Genomic DNA, 16,374 nt, shown 5'->3' with positions numbered 1-16,374 from the left:
TTTGGCGAAGGTAGCGACTTGACGGCAACACCGGGCAAGGCGATAAAGCCGGCCATGAGAACGTCTTTCGCCATTTGTGGCATTTGCATTATCGGCTAGCCTCGCGCTGGTCCTGGACGTTTTCGCCTCATCTCCTCCCAGATTGGACAAACGCCCCGGCCAGCAGGCTGGAGCCCGATTTGCGCCTCGGCGTAACCGACTCCATCCAGAGCAGGATCCCAAAAGATCATGCTCAAACAAAGTAACGCACCGGAAACGCACGTATGTCTGACGCATCGAAGAGCCTGCGCCTCTACAACACGCTAACGCGGAGCAAGGAAGATTTCTTCCCGATCGATCCGCGCAACGTGCGCATGTACGTCTGCGGCCCGACGGTCTACGACTTCGCCCATATCGGCAATGCGCGGCCGGTGATCGTCTTCGACGTGCTGTTCCGTTTGCTGCGCCATCTCTACGGGCAAGCGCAAGTCACTTACGTCCGCAACATCACGGACGTCGACGACAAGATCAACGCCCGCGCACTGCGTGATTTCGGCGACGAGATTGCATCGGGCAAGCTGTCGCTGAACGAAGCGATCAGGCGGGTCACCGAAAAGACCGCCGGTCAGTTCCACAAGGACGTGGCGGCGCTCGGTTGCCTGGAGCCGACGGTCGAGCCGCGCGCCACCGAGTTCGTCGAGCCCAGGCCCGACGGCAAGGTCGACATGATCTTCTTGATTCAACGCTTGATCGAACGCGGCCATGCCTATGTCGCGGCTGGAGAAGTCCTGTTCGACACCGCTTCCATGCCGGATTATGGGCAGTTGTCGAAGCGCAATCTCGACGAGCAGCAGGCCGGCGCCCGCGTCGCCGTCGACGCGCACAAGAAGAACCCGCAGGATTTCGTGCTGTGGAAATTGTCTTCGCCCGAGGAACCGGGCTGGGACAGCCCGTGGGGCAGGGGTCGGCCGGGCTGGCACATCGAGTGCTCGGCGATGTCGGCCGCCTATCTCGGCGAGGTGTTCGACATCCATGGCGGTGGTCTCGACCTGATCTTTCCGCACCACGAGAACGAGATCGCGCAGTCGCGTTGCGCCCACGGCACCGAAACGATGGCCAAGGTGTGGATGCACAATGGGTTCCTGCAGGTCGAAGGGCAGAAGATGTCCAAGAGCCTGGGCAATTTCTATTCGATCACCGAATTGCTGGAGACGGAGACCTTTGGCGGCCGCAAATGGCCGGGCGAGGTGCTCAGGCTGGCGATGCTGATGACGCACTATCGCGAGCCGATCGACTTTTCCGTGCGCAAGCTGGAAGAGGCTCTGAAGATCGCAAACGATCTCATAACGCTCGGTTCCCAATATCCTAACGGCGTTCGAGATACAGAGTTTTTACGGGTTTTGGGCGACGACTTAAATACGACCGAGGCAATCAAATATGTCCAAACGTTACGGAACAAAATTGTCCACGACGTTGAAGGCGCCTTTGGATCAAGGCTACGGTTCTGCCTCGATGTACTCGGCTTCGAACATCAATCAATCCAGTCCTGGACTAGTAAGAGAGCTGCTAGCGCAGGTGTGGATATCGAGCAGCTTAGGGAGACAATCAACAACAGAATCGCCAAACGGCTCGCGCTGATCGCCGCCAAGAACTGGGCCGACGCCGACCGCATCCGCGACGAGTTGCTGGCGCAAGGCATCCAGTTGAAGGACGGCAAGGACCCCGTCACCGGCGAACGCATCACCACCTGGGAGGTAAAAAGATGATCGATCATCTCGGCATCACCGTTTCGGATTTCGACGCGTCGAAGGCTTTTTACGACAGGGCGATGGCGCCGCTCGGCGCCTCGCTGCTTTATATGGTGCCGCAGGAATACACCGGTGGCGCCAAGGTCGGCGGTTACGGCCGCGACCGGCCGGTGTTTTGGCTGCATGCCGGCAAGGACAAGCCGAAGGATCATCAGCATGTCGCTTTCACCGCGCGCGGCCGCGCCGAGGTCGAAGCCTTTCACGCCGCTGCGATCGCCGCCGGCGGCAAGGACAATGGCGGGCCGGGCCTGCGACCGCACTACCACCCCAACTATTACGCTGCCTTCGTCTTCGATCCGGACGGCAACAATATCGAGGCGGTCTGCCATGCTCCGGAGTAATGCGCGATGAGCCTCGACAACAAACCGGTGTATTCAGGCGGCTGCCAGTGCGGCGCGGTGCGCTTCCGCGTCGAAGGCGCGCTCGGCGATGCTTCCGTCTGCCATTGCCGCATGTGCCAGAAGGCGAGCGGCAATTTCTACCTGCCGCTGGTCTCGGTGCGCGGCGCAAGGCTGGACTGGACGCGCGGTGAGCCCAAACGCTTCCGCTCGTCCAATGCGGCTTTGCGCGGTTTCTGCGCCGAATGCGGTACGCCGCTGACCTTCGAAGCGCCCGACGGCGTGGCGCTCGCCATCGCTGCATTCGACCACCCCGAGGAGATCGCGCCGACCATCCAATGGGGTGTCGAAGCCAAGCTCCCCTACGTAGATCACGTCCACGAATTGCCCGGTGAGGAGACAATGGCCGACGTTTCGTCTGCCTCCTATCTCGCCGATCTCGTCTCCTACCAACATCCCGACCACGACACCGAACAATGGCCGACGGAGGAAAAATCATGACCGAAACCGTTCGTACCGGCGGCTGCCAGTGCGGCGCCGTGCGCTTCCGCATCCACGGGGCGCTCGGCCGCCCGTCCATTTGTCATTGCCGCATGTGCCAGAAACAGTTCGGGTCGTTTTTCGGCGCGCTGGTGACAGTGCCGAGCGACGGCGTCGAATGGGTGCGCGAGGAGCCGAGTTACTTTCAGTCGTCGGTCAACATCGATCGCGGCTTCTGCGCCCGCTGCGGCACACCGCTGACCTACCGCCAGCCCGGTGCGCTGGAGATCGCCATCGGCGCCTTCGACGACCGTTCCGATCTGGCGCCGCAGATCCAGGTCAACTACGCCGCCAGGCTGCCCTGGGTCGAGACGATCTTCGACGCGCCGATCCATGACGACCCGGATTTCTACGCGCGACAGGAATCCATCATCTCCTTCCAGCATCCCGATCACGAGACGGCCAACTGGCCGCAGCAGGGCTTGAAATTATGAGCAGCGAATTCCGTACCCTCTATCCCGAGATCGAGGCTTTCGAGTCCGGCATGCTCGACGTTGGCGATGGCCATCAGGTTTATTGGGAGCGCTCCGGCACCCGCGGTGCCAAGCCGGCTGTGTTCCTGCATGGCGGGCCGGGCGGCACCATCTCGCCAAAGCACCGGCGGCTGTTCGATCCGAAACTGTACGACGTCGTCCTGTTCGACCAGCGCGGCTGCGGAAAATCGACGCCCAATGCCTCTCTCGAAGCCAACACCACCTGGCACCTGGTCGCCGACATCGAGCGCCTGCGAAAAATGTGCGGCTTCGACAAATGGCTGGTGTTCGGCGGCTCGTGGGGTTCGACGCTGGCACTGGCCTATGCCGAGAAACACCCCGAGCGGGTCAGCGAACTGGTCGTGCGCGGCATCTACACGCTGACTCGCGCCGAACTCGAATGGTATTACCAGTTCGGCGTGTCAGAGATGTTCCCCGACAAGTGGGAGCGGTTTCTGGCGCCGATCCCGGAGGCTGAGCGTGGCGACATGATGGCCGCCTATCGCAAACGGCTGGTCGGCAGCGATCCTGTGGCGCGGGTCGAGGCCGCTCGCGCCTGGAGCCTGTGGGAGGGCGAGACGATCACGCTGCTGCCGGAACCGGAAACCAGTGGTCCCTTCGGCCAGGATGATTATGCCCTGGCTTTCGCCCGCATCGAGAACCACTACTTCGTCCATGCCGGCTGGCTTGAAGAGGGACAGCTGCTGCGCGATGCATGGAAGCTTAAGGATATCCCGGGTACCATCGTTCACGGCCGCTACGACATGCCTTGCTCGGCGCGCTATGCCTGGGCGCTGCACAAGGCGTGGCCGAAAGCGGACTTCCATCTGATCGAAGGCGCCGGCCACGCCTATTCGGAGCCGGGCATCCTCGACAGGCTGATCCGCGCAACGGACATGTTTGCCGGGAAATGACCATGGCTCGCGAGCGCCTATATCTGTTCGACACCACGCTGCGCGATGGTCAGCAGACGCCGGGTATCGACTTTTCCGTCGAGGACAAGATCGCCATCGCCAAGCTGCTCGACGAGTTCGGCGTCGACTACGTCGAGGGCGGCTACCCCGGCGCTAATCCAACCGACACCGCCTTCTTTGCCGAGCGTCGCACGGCCGATGCCAAGTTCGTTGCCTTTGGCATGACCAAACGGGCAGGAGTGTCGATCTCGAACGATCCCGGCCTTGCCGCGCTGGTCCAGTCGAAGTCGGACGCCATCTGCTTCGTCGCCAAGAGTTGGGACTACCATGTCCGCGTCGCGCTCGGCTGCACCAATGAGGAGAACCTCGAGGCGATCAAGGCCTCGGTCGAGGCGGCGCTCACTGCCGGCAAGGAGGCGATGGTCGACTGCGAGCATTTCTTCGACGGCTTCAAGGCCAACCCCGATTATGCGCTGGCCTGCGCCAGGACGGCTTATAAAGCCGGCGCGCGCTGGGTGGTGCTGTGCGACACCAATGGCGGCACGCAGCCCTCCGAGGTGCGCGCCATCGTCGAAAAGGTGATCGCCGCTGGCATACCGGGCGACCATCTCGGCATCCACGCCCATGACGACACAGGCCAGGCGGTGGCAAATTCGCTTGCTGCCGTGGAGGCCGGCGTGCGCCAGATCCAGGGCACGCTGAACGGTATCGGCGAGCGCTGCGGCAACGCCAACCTGATCTCGATCGTGCCGACATTGGCGTTGAAGCCAGCGTTTTCCCGCCGCTTTGCCACAGGGATTTCGGCAGAGGCGTTGACCGGTGTATCGCGCCTGTCCCGCGCCTTCGACGAGTTGCTGAACCGCGCGCCGGAAGCGCAGGCGCCCTATGTCGGTGCCTCCGCTTTCGCCACCAAGGCCGGCATCCATGCCTCGGCACTGGCCAAGGAGCCGGCGACCTATGAGCATGTGCCGCCAGAAACGGTCGGCAACCGCCGCCGCGTCATGGTTTCGGACCAAGGAGGCAAGGCCAATTTCTTGGCCGAGCTGAAACGGCGCGGCATCGACATGCCCCGGGACGACCATCGCCTCGATGCGCTGATCGCCGTGGTCAAGGAGCGCGAGGCCGAGGGCTACGCCTACGAGGGAGCCGACGCCAGCTTCGAGCTTCTGGCGCGCAAGATGCTGCACGGCCTGCCGGAATTCTTCCGCGTCACCTCCTTCCGCTGCATGGTCGAGCGCCGCTTCGACGCCAACGGCCAGCTGAAGACGGTCTCGGAGGCGATCGTGAAGGTGCTGGTCGAGGGCGAGGAGAAGATGTCGGTCGCCGAAGGCCATGGCCCGGTCAACGCGCTCGACATTGCGCTGCGCAAGGATCTCGGCAAATTCCAGAGCGAGATCGCCGATCTCGAACTGGCCGACTTCAAGGTGCGTATCCTCAATGGCGGCACCGAGGCGATCACCCGCGTGCTGATCGAATCGCATGATGGCACCGGCGCGCGCTGGTGGACGGTCGGCGTCTCCGAAAACATCATCGATGCTTCGTTCCAGGCGCTGATGGATTCGATCGTCTACAAGCTGATGAAGAACCGCGACATGGCGGGATTGGCGGCGGCGGAGTAGCGTTGAACCATCAGCGAGACTCCATTGATCCATCAGCAATTTGCGATGGTTTTGGGCAAGCTGCTGGCGCATAGCCTTGGGCCATGACTACCCAAGCACTTCAAATCGAGACCGACACCAAAGCTCGTCGCGGCTTCCTGCTGGCCCTCGGCGCCTACCTGCTTTGGGGGCTGCTGCCCTTCTACATGAAGGCTGTCGCACATCTGCCGCTGGCCGAAGTCATCGCCCACCGCATCGTCTGGTCGGTGCCAATCGCGGCCGCTGTCCTGGTCTGGGCCGGTCGCACCGCCGATTTCAAAGCGGCAGTTCGTTCGCCGCGCATCATTTCGATGGCGGTGCTGACGGCGGCGCTGATCTCGGTCAACTGGGGCATCTATGTCTGGGCGATCGCGGTCGACCGCACCATCGAGACGGCGCTCGGCTATTACATCAACCCGCTGGTCAGCGTCGTTGTCGGCGCGCTGCTGCTCGGCGAGCGGCTCGACCGCCTGCAGATCGCGGCGGTGGTGCTGGCAGCAATCGCGGTCGCGGTGCTGACCATCAACGCGGGCAAGCTGCCTTGGGTGTCGCTGGTGCTGGCCTTTTCCTTTGCCGCCTATGGCTTCTTCCGCAAGACGCTGCCAATCGGCCCGAGCCAGGGCTTCCTGCTTGAAGTGCTGCTGCTGTCGGTGCCGGCGTTCGGCTACATCGTCTTCCTGATCGCCACAGGACAGGATCATTTCGTCTCCAGCTCGCTGAACGACACCGCCTTGCTGATTGGCTGCGGTCCGGTCACCGCCGTGCCGCTGCTGTTGTTTGCGTTCGGCGCCCGGCTGCTGCGCCTCTCCACCATCGGCATCATGCAATATATCGCGCCGACGATCGTCTTTTTGATCGCGGTGCTGATTTTCGGCGAACCTTTCGGCACCGTTCAGGCCATAGCCTTCGGGCTGATCTGGGCGGCGCTGGCGATGTACTCCTGGTCGATGTTTTCTTCGGCGCGCAAGACCGTTGCCGCATCCGCTCGAGCCGCCTAACGAAGAAGTCAGGACAAGCGTGCGGTCATTGCGGACTTAAGGAGGGCGGTAGGGCAGGGGTGAATAGTGAATAGTGAATGGTGAATAGTCAGTAGGGGATAGACAGGCGCCGGTTCGGAAGGTCTTGTACTTCACCATTCACCATTCACCATTCACCATTCACCATTCACTCTACATCTTATCAATCACCGACTGCACGCCCTCCGTCGGTGCATCTACGGAGGAGCCCGCCACCATGATAGCGGCGACGATTGCTTCCGGGTCCTCGACCACCAGCGGCTTGACCCGTTGCGCCGTGTGGATGAAGCCCTCCGTTGCCATGTGGTCGAGCAACGCCAGCATCGGATCCCAGAACCCTCCAATGTTGCCGAAGACGATCGGCTTGCGATGATGGCCGAGCTGCGCCCAAGTCATGATCTCGACGATCTCCTCGACCGTGCCGATGCCGCCGGGCAACGCCACAAAGGCGTCGGATTTCTCGAACATCCTGTGTTTGCGCTCGTGCATGTTGTCGGTGATGACGAGCTCGTCAAGCCGGTTAAGCGCGGTTTCGGTCGCCTCCCGGTTGATCAGAAAACGTGGAATGATGCCCGTTACCTTGCCGCCAGCCTTTAATGCCCCTTCAGCGACGGCACCCATGATACCTTTAGTGCCGCCGCCATAAATCAGACGCAGGCCGGACTTGGCGATCGAGCGGCCAAGCAGGTGTCCGGCCTTGATATAGGTTTCATCTCGGCCCGGGGACGAGCCGCAATAGACGCAGACAGATCGAATCGTGTTCATGTTATGATTGGTGATAGGGACTATTGGCATGGTCAAGCCCCGGGGCGGGCTTTTTCTTGTCGGCTTTGGCAAAACAGGCTAGACCGAAATTAGGTGGCTAAGGGGCAGGGAAACATGGCTATTAATCCATTGAAGGCGTTTTTGTTCGCGGCTGGCGGCTCTGTCGCCGCGGCCGGAACCGCCTATGTATCGGGCGCACTCGACCCGTATCTCAATTCCACACCGCCTGCGGAGGTTGCTGCGCTGACGCCGCCGGCTTCGAAACCGGCCGCTCCGGCGACCGAGGGCCGGCTGCCGCCTGCGCCCGCCGCGTCCACCGATGCGGCAGCGCCCGCCGCGCCGGCCGCAGCAGGTGCAATCGTGCCGACCTTCGACATCGTGCGCGTCGAAAGTAACGGCTCGATCGTCGTCGCTGGCTATGCGCCGCCCAACGCCAAGGTCGAGATTCTCAACGGTTCGACTGTGCTCGGCTCGACGGTCGCCGGTCCCGACGGCGCCTTTGCCATTATTCTCGACGATCCGCTGAAGCCCGGCGACTACACGATCACACTGCGCTCTACGGCTGGCAATGTCGTGATCGCCTCGGCGCAGACGGCCGTTGTTTCGATCCCCCAGAATTCCGCCGGCCAAGTCCTGGCAATGGTCGAGGAGCCGGGCAAGCCGTCCGAACTGCTCACTGTTCCGGCTCCTGAGGCAAAATCTGATGCCTCGCCGCCTGCCACCGGCACCGAACTGCCGGCCGCCGCCGCGCCGGCGCCAGCCGCCCCGGCCGTCATTGAAGCCGCACCGGCTCCGGCAGCGCCCGCCACACCGGCAGCGCCTGCCGCTCCCGCGGCGGAGCCCAAGATCGTCGTCGAAGCCGTCGAAATCGACGGCGACAAGATTTTCGTTGCCGGCGTCGCTGATCCCGGCCGCAAGGTGCGCGCCTATGCCAACGATATCCTGCTCGGCGACGCGAAGACCTCGCCGGACCGCCACTTCCTGGTCGAAGCGACACGCGACATTCCGGTCGGCACCTACACCATTCATGTCGACGCGCTCGACGCCGACGGGGTGACGGTGGTGGCTCGTGCCGCCGTGCCGTTCGAACGCGAGCCGGGCGAGGCGGTTGCCGCCGTCGCGCCCGCCGAGCCAAAGCCTGCCGAGATAAAACCAGCCGAGCCGAATGCTCCGGCGACCAAAGCCGCGCCGGCTACACCGGCAACAGTCGCCGAAACGCCCGCAACTGCGCCCACTCCTGCCACCGAGGCTCCGGCCGAAATGGCCACAACGCCTTCGGGCGAAACTCCCGAGACCGTGGCTCCAAAGCTCGAACATGCCGATGGCGCAGTCATTATCCGCCGCCATGACACGCTGTGGCGGATTTCGCAGCGGGTCTATGGCCAGGGCATGCGCTACTCGACCATCTATCTCGCCAACCAGGACCAGATCAGCAATCCGAACCGCATCTGGCCGGGGCAGGTGTTCAAGGTGCCGGAGAAATCGAAGGAAGGCGAGCCCGCCGATCTCAAGGCAATGGGTGACCAGATGACGACGGCGCCAGCCAAGGCCGAGTAGCGTTCTGCCCATCAGGATAGCTTGCGGCAGGGCCAGTCATCGTTTATCGCCGATGGACGATGACCGAATCCCCCCTCGTAACGGACCGACGCCGCGCGGCAGATGAACACGCGCCGGCCAACTGCACGCCGGATAGCCGCGCCGTCGCTGTCCGGCTCGCGGCCCTTTCGCATCCAGCGCGGATCGACATTCTCAAACTCCTTTCCGCCAGCCGTTCCTGCTGCTGCCGCGAGGTCGTCGAGCATCTCGACCTGGCGCAGTCCACCGTTTCCCAGCATTTGAAGATACTGGTCGAGGCCGGGCTGATCCGCTTCGAGCCTGACCGCCAGCGCTCGCGCTATGAACTCGACCGTGCCGCGCTCGCCGATGTTTCCGCATCGTTAGCCGCGCTGGTCGATTCCTGCTGCTCCGGCCGCTAAGATATAAAAGGTAAACAAGAATGGCCGAGAAAACCGTTTCCGCCGATTCCGGCTCGACCTTCAGAACGTTGCGCAATCTCTGGCCGTATATGTGGCCGGCCGACCGCGCCGACCTAAGGGCTCGGGTGGTGTGGGCAACCGTACTGCTGGTCGTTGCCAAGCTGACCCTGGTGGCCGGACCCTATTTCTTCAAATGGGCGACCGACGCACTGGCCGGCGATGCCAAATCGCCGCCGCCGCTGCCGGCCTTCCTGCTGGCGCCGGTCATGCTGGTTGTCGCCTACAATGCCGTGCGGCTGGTGCAGCTCGGCTTCAACCAGTTGCGCGACGCCCTGTTTGCTCGGGTCGGCCAGCATGCGGTGCGCCGGCTCGCCTTCCGCACCTTCGTCCACATGCACGAACTGTCGCTGCGCTTCCACCTCGAACGGCGCACCGGCGGACTGTCGCGCGTCATCGAGCGCGGCACCAAGGGCATCGAGACGATCGTCCGCTTCACCATGCTGGCCACGGCACCGACAATCGTCGAATTCGCGCTCACCGCCGGCATCTTCGCCGTCACCTATGGCTGGCAATACGTCTTGGTGATCGCGGTCACGGTATGGCTCTATGTCTGGTTCACCGTCAGGGCGAGCGATTGGCGCATTTCGATCCGCCGCGAGATGAACGACAGCGACAATGAAGCCAGCACGAAGGCGATCGATTCGCTGCTCAACTACGAAACAGTCAAATATTTCAACAACGAAGCCATGGAGGCCGAGCGCTTCGACCGGTCCACGGCGCGCTATGAGGTGGCGGCGACCAGGACTTGGACCTCGCTTGGCTGGCTGAACTTCGGCCAAGGTGTGATCTTCGGCATCGGCATGACCGTCGTCATGGTGATGTCGGCGCTCGAGGTAAAGGCAGGCACACAGAGCGTCGGCGATTTCGTCTTCGTCAACGCCATGCTCATGCAGCTTTCGGTGCCGCTGAATTTCATCGGCATGATCTATCGCGAAATTCGCCAGGGCCTGACCGACATCGAAAACATGTTCGATCTGCTCGACGTCAAGCGCGAGATCGTCGATCGGCCGGGCGCCAAGCCACTGGTCGTCGAAGCCGGCAAGGTCGAGTTCCGCGACGTGCATTTTTCCTACGACCCCAACCGCAAGATCCTGAAAGGCATCAGCTTCGAGGTGCCGGCCGGCAAGACGGTGGCCATCGTCGGCCCCTCCGGAGCCGGAAAGTCGACCATTTCGCGGCTTTTGTTTCGTTTCTACGACATTCAGCGCGGCAAGATTCTGATCGACGGCCAGGACATTCGCGACGTCAAGCAGGAGAGCTTGCGCGCCGCCATCGGCATGGTGCCGCAGGACACGGTGCTGTTTAACGACACCATCGCCTACAACATCCGGTACGGCCGCATCGGCGCCAGCGAGGAGGATGTGCGCAAGGCGGCAGAACTGGCCCAGATCGGACCGTTCATCGAGCGGCTGCCCGACGGCTATCGCTCAATGGTCGGCGAGCGCGGGTTGAAACTGTCCGGCGGCGAGAAGCAGCGGGTGGCGATTGCCCGCACCATCTTGAAGGCACCGCCGATCCTGATGCTCGACGAGGCGACCTCGGCGCTGGACAGCCACACCGAGCAGGAGATCCAGGCGGCACTCGAGCTGGTCAGCCAGGGCCGCACCACCCTCGTCATCGCCCATCGGCTGTCTACAGTGATTTCGGCCGACGAGATCATCGTCCTGCAGGACGGCCAGATCGCCGAGCGCGGCACCCATGCCGCCTTGATGGCCAAGCGCGGCCTTTATGCATCCATGTGGGACCGCCAGCGCGAGGCAAGCGAGGCCGAGGAGCGGCTGCGCATTGCCCGCGAAAGCGACGAGTTCGGCGTCGTCGTCCGCCGCCGCACCTCGGAGGTGAGCTGAAAATTCGTGCTTGACCTCAACTTAAGTTGAGATCGTAAACCGTTTTGGATCGCAGCAAGATGCGTCGTTCAAAACGGAGACAATCGATATGAGTGAGATAAATCAGGCACTTAGTGGCGGCAGCGTATTCCGGGTGGACAAGTTTGTCGTTCCGGCCAACGCCCGCGAGGAGATTCTTGCCAAGGTCCGGATGACGCATGAATTGCTGCGCCAGCAGCAAGGGTTCGTCCAGGATTTCCTGCTTGAGCAATTCTCGGGGCCGGGCGAGTTCAACCTCGTGACCATTGTCGAATGGGAAAGGCAGGCCGCTGTCGACAAGGTCGTGCCGATCATCAAGGCTGCGCATGAGCGCATCGGCTTCAATCCTCAGGAGACCATTGCGCGACTTGGCGTCAAGGCCGATATCGCCAACTATCAGCGGATTCCCGGGGTGTAAGCTCTTCTACGGCCAGCCCGCGCCCGGCGCGGTAGCCTCGATGCTGAGCACCTGGCCGGTACGGGCATCGCTGATCATATGTTCGAAGCCGCGCCATTCGGCGGCGACGATGAACAGCGTTTTTCCCTCGCTGCCGCCGAGCATGCAGGCAAAGCAGCCGCGGTCGACATCGACGCTTTCGAGCATCGCGCCGCCCTCGCGCACCCGCACGCAATGCCGGTTCGGAACGTCGGCGTACCAGGCCGTACCTTCGGCATCGAGGCAGATGCCGTCGGGAAAACCGTTGCCGACATTGGCCCAGATCCTGCGGTTGGAAAGGTGGCCGTCGGCAGCGATGTCGAAGGCGGTCAGCCGGCTGGCGTGGGACTCGGCAACGATAAGCGTCTTGTTGTCAGGCGTCACCGCCATGCCATTGGCGAAGGCGAGGTTCTCAGCCACCTGCAGAACCGAGCCGTCAGGCGCGACCAGCACGATGGTGCCGGGGCCGAAATGCTGGCCGGGACCCGGAGCAGGCCCACCACCATTGACATAGATGTTGCCGCGTCCATCGACGACGATCTCGTTCCACGGGCTCTTTGATAGTTGTCTCAGATCGGCATGGGTGACCAATGTCCCGTCTGCCTCCTGCCTGAGGATCAGCCCTTCGCGGCCGGAGACGACAAGCAGGCGCCCGTCCGGAAGCCAGTCAATGGAATAGGGCAGGGTCGCCGGCACGGTGAGCACGATCTCGCTGTTGCCCAGGGCGTCAACGGCGATGATCTGGCCTGTGCCCCAGTTGCAGAACCACAGCCGGCCATCGTGCCAGCGCGGCGACTCGCCGAAGGCCAAGCCGTTCATCACCACTTGCACTTGCCTAGCTGCTGATTTCTGCATGGGCCGAGAACCTCCGGGTTTGCGCAAATCGTCATGGCTGAAAGGCCGATGAGAGGCGCTGTCTTGCCAAGGACGGGCGAGAGTGCTGCGTTCCGACAATGAGGATGGCGACGGCGTCGTTTATATTTGACCTGAGTAGCCGCACGGAACCGCGCGATGCGCCGTGCGCCTCCACTCATCCTTCTTCAATGAAGTATAACCGGTCGGTGCTTGCGGACGGGAAAGTCAAATGCAAGAATCACGTTGGCCCGCAGAAATCCTGTTGTGGCAAGCATGAAGGGCGTTTGGCGTGTTCGAAAGATTTTCCCGCTGGGCCAAGAAGAAATTTCAGCGATCAGCGACCATTTCACCGGCTCGGTCCAAGCAGTCATTCCCAGGCAAGCCATCATCTTCGGTGATCGTGCCGCGCTCAGTCGTGGAAGACGCGGCCGACAATCCTTTCGGTCTCATTGTAGCCATCAGAGAATTCGTCGAAGCCATGGTCTCGCAAGGCCTTTACCGTTCCACCGAAATCAGCCCCAAGGCAATGCAGGCCTGTCATGCCGATGACTATTTGGCTGAGGTCAACAATGGCGGCCATAGCCAGTTCATCTATAATTCTGGCGAAGAACTCGACACCGTCATTGCCGACGCACGCACCGCCCTCGCTGAGATGGGTGCGTACGGACAACTGGCGACTTTGGACCAAATGGCTGCCTGGGTCGCGGAGCACCCCGAGGAGACTGAGGAACAGACAGGCTTCGAAGGAAGTACTGACGATAAGCTCAGTACGCTCGACCGTCTATTCTACCAAGCCGATCAGGCCGCATCGATGCTCGCTTTATCGGCTCGCTGGATAAACTCATGGCCTGAACTCGCAATCGTTGAGGATGCCGACTACGGAGAAGCCATCCATCAGCTGGCCGTGACCAATCCCCGGCGCGAGCCGAGGCTACTCCATCGTTCTGTTGGCAAGCTGGTCAACCAAATGACGGGCTGGCGTGACGTCGGCGTCGGCCTTGCATGCGCCGAGGCGCCTAGGCCCGAGGTCAAGCTGGCGCTCGGCATGGCAAGGGTGCTGGACGTCGAGGGCGAAAAACTGTTGGCTTTTCAGCTGCGCACCAATGCCAAGGAGCCGCGTCTAGCCGTCGCCACGCCCGCGCATGCGGCCGTCTATGAATATATCGCCCCGGAGGATCCGTCCGTCGCGCGTCCGGGCGAGAATCCATTCGCTGCCGGCGCCCCGCGCGTCGGCAAGAGACTTGGCCGTGTTGAAGCGCAGGCAATAGAAACGGTGCTCGAATTGGCCGCAGCCTATCATGCGCCGGTCGCTGTCGACCTCTTGCTGCGCAGGGCCGGGTTCGATCCGACCGATGCTGTCGTCTCTGCGAACTCGGTCGTGCCTAGGGAAGGCGGCGCGGTTGTGAACTGGGTGGTTATGGCCGACGAGCATGTATTCCTCCTCCAGTCGACCCCGAAAGGCGGCGTGCTACGCGGCACCCACGAAGAGAGCTTGGCGGAGGCCGATCGGCGCGAGCTCGAGGAGTATTTCGACCAAGCGGCGGCAGCGGGTGCCTGAGTGGATTTCGCTTGGCCGTTCTGAGACGGCGACGACCGCCACCTCCAAGCGCTCCCATTGTCGCGTTGCGACCGCGGGGTGTTTCCGCTATTGAGGCCGGACTTGGAACCAAGGTTGTCCTCATCCCATGAGCCTCGTCGACACGATCAAGAATGCGTTCGTTCCGATCCATCGCGAGGGTTATCCCTTTATCGCTGCGTTCGGCGCGGCGACGCTCTTTCTGGGCTATTTCTCCTCGACCCTGTTCTGGATCGGTCTCATCCTGACCGCCTGGTGCGCCTATTTCTTCCGCGATCCCGAGCGTGTCACGCCGATCGACGACCGGCTGGTTGTCAGCCCTGCCGACGGCATCGTCTCGGCGGTCGGCCCGGCCGTGCCGCCGCGCGAGCTTGGCCTCGGCGGCGGTGAAATGACCCGCATCTCGGTGTTCATGAACGTCTTTTCCTGCCACGTTAACCGCTCCCCGGTGCGTGGCCGCATTTCCAGGATCGAGCATCGGCCAGGAAAATTCCTCAACGCCGAACTCGACAAGGCAAGCACCGAGAACGAGCGCAACGGGCTGGTCATCGAAAGCCCCAATGGAACGGTCGCCGCGGTGCAGATTGCCGGCCTCGTGGCGCGGCGCATCGTCTGCTGGGCCGAGCCCGGCGGCGCCATCGGGACCGGCGAGCGCTTCGGGCTGATCCGCTTTGGCTCGCGCGTCGATGTATTCCTGCCCTCGACCGCGACGCCGCGTGTCGCCGTCGGCCAGACCGCGGTTGGCGGTGAGACGGTGCTGGCGGAATTCGGCGGCGTTGCCGCAACGCCGCTCGTGCGGGTCTCCTGACCGGTGGCGCCGCCGTTCAAGAAATTCGAGGCGCATGGCGGCGGTGGCCCTCGCATTCGCGAAATCCCGATGCGCATGGTGCTGCCCAATTTGGTCACGGTGCTCGCCATCTGCGCCGGCCTGTCCGGCATCCGCTTCGGCTTCGAGGGCCGGTTCGAGCCGGCGGTGGTGATGGTGCTGCTCGCCGCCTTCCTCGATGGTATCGACGGCCGTCTGGCGCGAATGCTGAAGGCGACTTCCAAATTCGGCGCCCAGATGGATTCGCTGGCCGATATCGTCAATTTCGGCGTGGCACCGGCGCTGGTGCTCTATGCCTTTCTGCTCGACAGGGCAGGTTCGCCGGGCTGGATCGCGGCGCTGCTGTTCACCATCGCCTGTGGGATGAGGCTTGCCCGCTTCAACGTGCTCGACGAAGAGCTCGACCGTCCGCAGTGGCAGACCGAATATTTCGTTGGCGTGCCGGCGCCGGCGGGTGCGGTGCTGGTGATGCTGCCGCTCTATCTGTTCTTCCTCAGGCTTGGCCTTGAACCCAGCCGCCTGGCAGCCTTCATTGCCACCGGCTTTACAATATTGGTGGCGTTCCTGCTGGTCAGCAGACTGCCCGTCTATTCCGGCAAGAGCGTCAGGATACCAGGCGACAGGGTGCTGCCGATCATCCTCGCAGTCGTCCTCTACGTCCTGCTTTTGATGACCTATCCCTGGTACACGCTGACGGCCTCGGTTGCCGGCTATCTGCTCTTCTTGCCGTTCAGCGTGCGCGCCTATTCGAGACGCGCCAAGCGCGAAGGCGAGAAGGTGCCGTCCTCGGACATTGGCTGACAGATTTGGTGCCAATTCCTCCTGCGCCTGGCAGTGCACGAAAAGGGTCACCAGTTTAGATCAGGGAGCGGCTCGCAGGGGACGCGGCGCTGTGGAGGGCATCACCGCGTTTTCGGAACTTGCTGGGCGCCTGACCGTTTGTGTCGGTAGATCCGTTTGAGCGGCTGCTCGTGATACGGGTCAGCGTCGCGCAAGCTGCCGCATCGGGCGGCAGAACCATCGGAAAACGAGGAGAAATGGCTGTCATCCTCATTGGCGTGTTACTGACTGTCGCCGGCCTTGTCTATATGGCGGTAGCAGCCATCATGCGCGGGCGGCTCAGTGAGCCGACCGCTGTCTCCACCGCGCCGGATAGCGCGACGCCTAATCTCGCAACACCAGGTCCAACCTTGGAGCCGCGGCGGCGCGGGCTCCGTTTTCTCGGCCTGTCGCAGAACTGGCCGGGCCTGCTGATGATGGCCGTCGGCGCCATTCTGCTGTTGTCGGTGGTGGTCCTCTAGAGTTCTCGA

The 16,374-nt window shown here is 62.6% G+C and carries 17 protein-coding genes; 15 read left to right on the top strand and 2 right to left on the bottom strand.

Features of this window, described 5'->3' with window-relative positions; genetic code table 11:
- The first annotated feature begins 263 nt into the window (after positions 1–263).
- The 7 genes from cysS (at position 264) to rarD (ending at position 6,687) form a co-directional block, all read left to right on the top strand.
- Positions 264–1,745: a cysteine--tRNA ligase gene (cysS, locus tag RQ479_RS10385; protein ID WP_376705004.1), complete on the top strand. Its 1,482-nt coding sequence runs from the start codon at positions 264–266 to the stop codon at positions 1,743–1,745.
- The gene (locus RQ479_RS10380; protein WP_376705003.1) at positions 1,742–2,128 is read left to right on the top strand and encodes a VOC family protein; all 387 of its coding nucleotides are present in this window, start codon (positions 1,742–1,744) and stop codon (positions 2,126–2,128) included. Before cysS ends, RQ479_RS10380 begins: the two co-directional genes overlap by 4 nt.
- 6 nt (positions 2,129–2,134) lie before the next feature.
- Positions 2,135–2,626: a GFA family protein gene (locus RQ479_RS10375; protein WP_376705002.1), complete on the top strand. Its 492-nt coding sequence runs from the start codon at positions 2,135–2,137 to the stop codon at positions 2,624–2,626.
- Positions 2,623–3,099, top strand: a complete 477-nt coding sequence (locus RQ479_RS10370; protein WP_352448982.1) for a GFA family protein — start codon at positions 2,623–2,625, stop codon at positions 3,097–3,099. The genes RQ479_RS10375 and RQ479_RS10370 overlap by 4 nt, the downstream gene beginning before the upstream one ends.
- Positions 3,096–4,052 carry a prolyl aminopeptidase gene (gene pip / locus RQ479_RS10365; protein WP_376705001.1) on the top strand — a complete coding sequence of 319 codons (957 nt, stop codon included), beginning with the start codon at positions 3,096–3,098 and terminating at the stop codon, positions 4,050–4,052. The genes RQ479_RS10370 and pip overlap by 4 nt, the downstream gene beginning before the upstream one ends.
- Positions 4,049–5,671: a citramalate synthase gene (cimA, locus tag RQ479_RS10360; protein WP_376705000.1), complete on the top strand. Its 1,623-nt coding sequence runs from the start codon at positions 4,049–4,051 to the stop codon at positions 5,669–5,671. The genes pip and cimA overlap by 4 nt, the downstream gene beginning before the upstream one ends.
- A gap of 83 nt (positions 5,672–5,754) precedes the next feature.
- The gene (gene rarD, locus RQ479_RS10355) at positions 5,755–6,687 is read left to right on the top strand and encodes an EamA family transporter RarD (protein WP_376704999.1); all 933 of its coding nucleotides are present in this window, start codon (positions 5,755–5,757) and stop codon (positions 6,685–6,687) included.
- A 171-nt stretch (positions 6,688–6,858) separates the two neighbouring features.
- Here the strand turns inward: rarD and RQ479_RS10350 are convergent, their stop codons facing one another.
- Positions 6,859–7,470, bottom strand: coding sequence for a TIGR00730 family Rossman fold protein (locus RQ479_RS10350; protein WP_352911537.1), 612 nt, complete (start codon positions 7,468–7,470; stop codon positions 6,859–6,861).
- A gap of 114 nt (positions 7,471–7,584) precedes the next feature.
- Here RQ479_RS10350 and RQ479_RS10345 point away from each other — a divergent pair, with 114 nt between their 5' ends.
- The 4 genes from RQ479_RS10345 to RQ479_RS10330 all read left to right on the top strand — a co-directional run bounded on the left by RQ479_RS10345 (position 7,585) and on the right by RQ479_RS10330 (position 11,789).
- On the top strand, positions 7,585–9,027 hold the full coding sequence (locus RQ479_RS10345) for a LysM peptidoglycan-binding domain-containing protein (RefSeq protein ID WP_376704998.1): 1,443 nt from the start codon (positions 7,585–7,587) through the stop codon (positions 9,025–9,027).
- A gap of 59 nt (positions 9,028–9,086) precedes the next feature.
- Positions 9,087–9,446 (top strand): ArsR/SmtB family transcription factor, encoded by a 360-nt coding sequence (locus RQ479_RS10340; RefSeq protein ID WP_376704997.1) that lies wholly within the window; start codon positions 9,087–9,089, stop codon positions 9,444–9,446.
- A gap of 20 nt (positions 9,447–9,466) precedes the next feature.
- Positions 9,467–11,353, top strand: coding sequence for an ABCB family ABC transporter ATP-binding protein/permease (locus RQ479_RS10335; RefSeq protein WP_376704996.1), 1,887 nt, complete (start codon positions 9,467–9,469; stop codon positions 11,351–11,353).
- 88 nt (positions 11,354–11,441) lie between these two features.
- Positions 11,442–11,789 (top strand): antibiotic biosynthesis monooxygenase, encoded by a 348-nt coding sequence (locus RQ479_RS10330; RefSeq protein ID WP_376704995.1) that lies wholly within the window; start codon positions 11,442–11,444, stop codon positions 11,787–11,789.
- A gap of 6 nt (positions 11,790–11,795) precedes the next feature.
- On the opposite strand, the gene RQ479_RS10325 is transcribed toward RQ479_RS10330, so the two are convergent.
- Positions 11,796–12,662: an SMP-30/gluconolactonase/LRE family protein gene (locus tag RQ479_RS10325; protein ID WP_376704994.1), complete on the bottom strand. Its 867-nt coding sequence runs from the start codon at positions 12,660–12,662 to the stop codon at positions 11,796–11,798.
- Positions 12,663–13,077: 415 nt separating this feature from the next.
- Between RQ479_RS10325 and RQ479_RS10320 the strand changes: the two genes are divergently transcribed.
- The 4 genes from RQ479_RS10320 to RQ479_RS10305 all read left to right on the top strand — a co-directional run bounded on the left by RQ479_RS10320 (position 13,078) and on the right by RQ479_RS10305 (position 16,365).
- Positions 13,078–14,220, top strand: coding sequence for a DUF4375 domain-containing protein (locus RQ479_RS10320; protein WP_376704993.1), 1,143 nt, complete (start codon positions 13,078–13,080; stop codon positions 14,218–14,220).
- 127 nt (positions 14,221–14,347) lie between these two features.
- Positions 14,348–15,046, top strand: coding sequence for a phosphatidylserine decarboxylase (locus tag RQ479_RS10315; RefSeq protein ID WP_352615861.1), 699 nt, complete (start codon positions 14,348–14,350; stop codon positions 15,044–15,046).
- Positions 15,047–15,049: 3 nt separating this feature from the next.
- The gene (locus RQ479_RS10310) at positions 15,050–15,865 is read left to right on the top strand and encodes a phosphatidylcholine/phosphatidylserine synthase (RefSeq protein ID WP_023719846.1); all 816 of its coding nucleotides are present in this window, start codon (positions 15,050–15,052) and stop codon (positions 15,863–15,865) included.
- A gap of 236 nt (positions 15,866–16,101) precedes the next feature.
- A complete protein-coding gene (locus RQ479_RS10305) occupies positions 16,102–16,365 on the top strand; it encodes a hypothetical protein (protein WP_352467178.1) in 264 nt (87 codons plus the stop codon).
- Positions 16,366–16,374: the final 9 nt, after the last annotated feature.

The organism is Mesorhizobium sp. ISC25 (assembly GCF_042295465.1).
Lineage (GTDB): Bacteria > Pseudomonadota > Alphaproteobacteria > Rhizobiales > Rhizobiaceae > Mesorhizobium.
The sequence above is the reverse complement of the archived record's forward strand: the minus strand, read 5'-3'. Positions and strand labels throughout refer to the sequence as shown.

Bases quoted from the DNA above. Each gene is read 5' to 3' on its own strand.
- cimA (WP_376705000.1), top strand. From the start codon at position 4,049: ATGACCATGGCTCGCGAGCGCCTATATCTGTTCGACACCACGCTGCGC.
- RQ479_RS10305 (WP_352467178.1), top strand. From the start codon at position 16,102: ATGGCTGTCATCCTCATTGGCGTGTTACTGACTGTCGCCGGCCTTGTC.
- RQ479_RS10325 (WP_376704994.1), bottom strand. From the start codon at position 12,662: ATGCAGAAATCAGCAGCTAGGCAAGTGCAAGTGGTGATGAACGGCTTG.
- RQ479_RS10330 (WP_376704995.1), top strand. From the start codon at position 11,442: ATGAGTGAGATAAATCAGGCACTTAGTGGCGGCAGCGTATTCCGGGTG.
- RQ479_RS10345 (WP_376704998.1), top strand. From the start codon at position 7,585: ATGGCTATTAATCCATTGAAGGCGTTTTTGTTCGCGGCTGGCGGCTCT.
- cysS (WP_376705004.1), top strand. From the start codon at position 264: ATGTCTGACGCATCGAAGAGCCTGCGCCTCTACAACACGCTAACGCGG.
- rarD (WP_376704999.1), top strand. From the start codon at position 5,755: ATGACTACCCAAGCACTTCAAATCGAGACCGACACCAAAGCTCGTCGC.
- RQ479_RS10340 (WP_376704997.1), top strand. From the start codon at position 9,087: ATGACCGAATCCCCCCTCGTAACGGACCGACGCCGCGCGGCAGATGAA.
- RQ479_RS10335 (WP_376704996.1), top strand. From the start codon at position 9,467: ATGGCCGAGAAAACCGTTTCCGCCGATTCCGGCTCGACCTTCAGAACG.
- RQ479_RS10370 (WP_352448982.1), top strand. From the start codon at position 2,623: ATGACCGAAACCGTTCGTACCGGCGGCTGCCAGTGCGGCGCCGTGCGC.
- RQ479_RS10350 (WP_352911537.1), bottom strand. From the start codon at position 7,470: ATGAACACGATTCGATCTGTCTGCGTCTATTGCGGCTCGTCCCCGGGC.
- RQ479_RS10315 (WP_352615861.1), top strand. From the start codon at position 14,348: ATGAGCCTCGTCGACACGATCAAGAATGCGTTCGTTCCGATCCATCGC.
- RQ479_RS10375 (WP_376705002.1), top strand. From the start codon at position 2,135: ATGAGCCTCGACAACAAACCGGTGTATTCAGGCGGCTGCCAGTGCGGC.
- pip (WP_376705001.1), top strand. From the start codon at position 3,096: ATGAGCAGCGAATTCCGTACCCTCTATCCCGAGATCGAGGCTTTCGAG.
- RQ479_RS10380 (WP_376705003.1), top strand. From the start codon at position 1,742: ATGATCGATCATCTCGGCATCACCGTTTCGGATTTCGACGCGTCGAAG.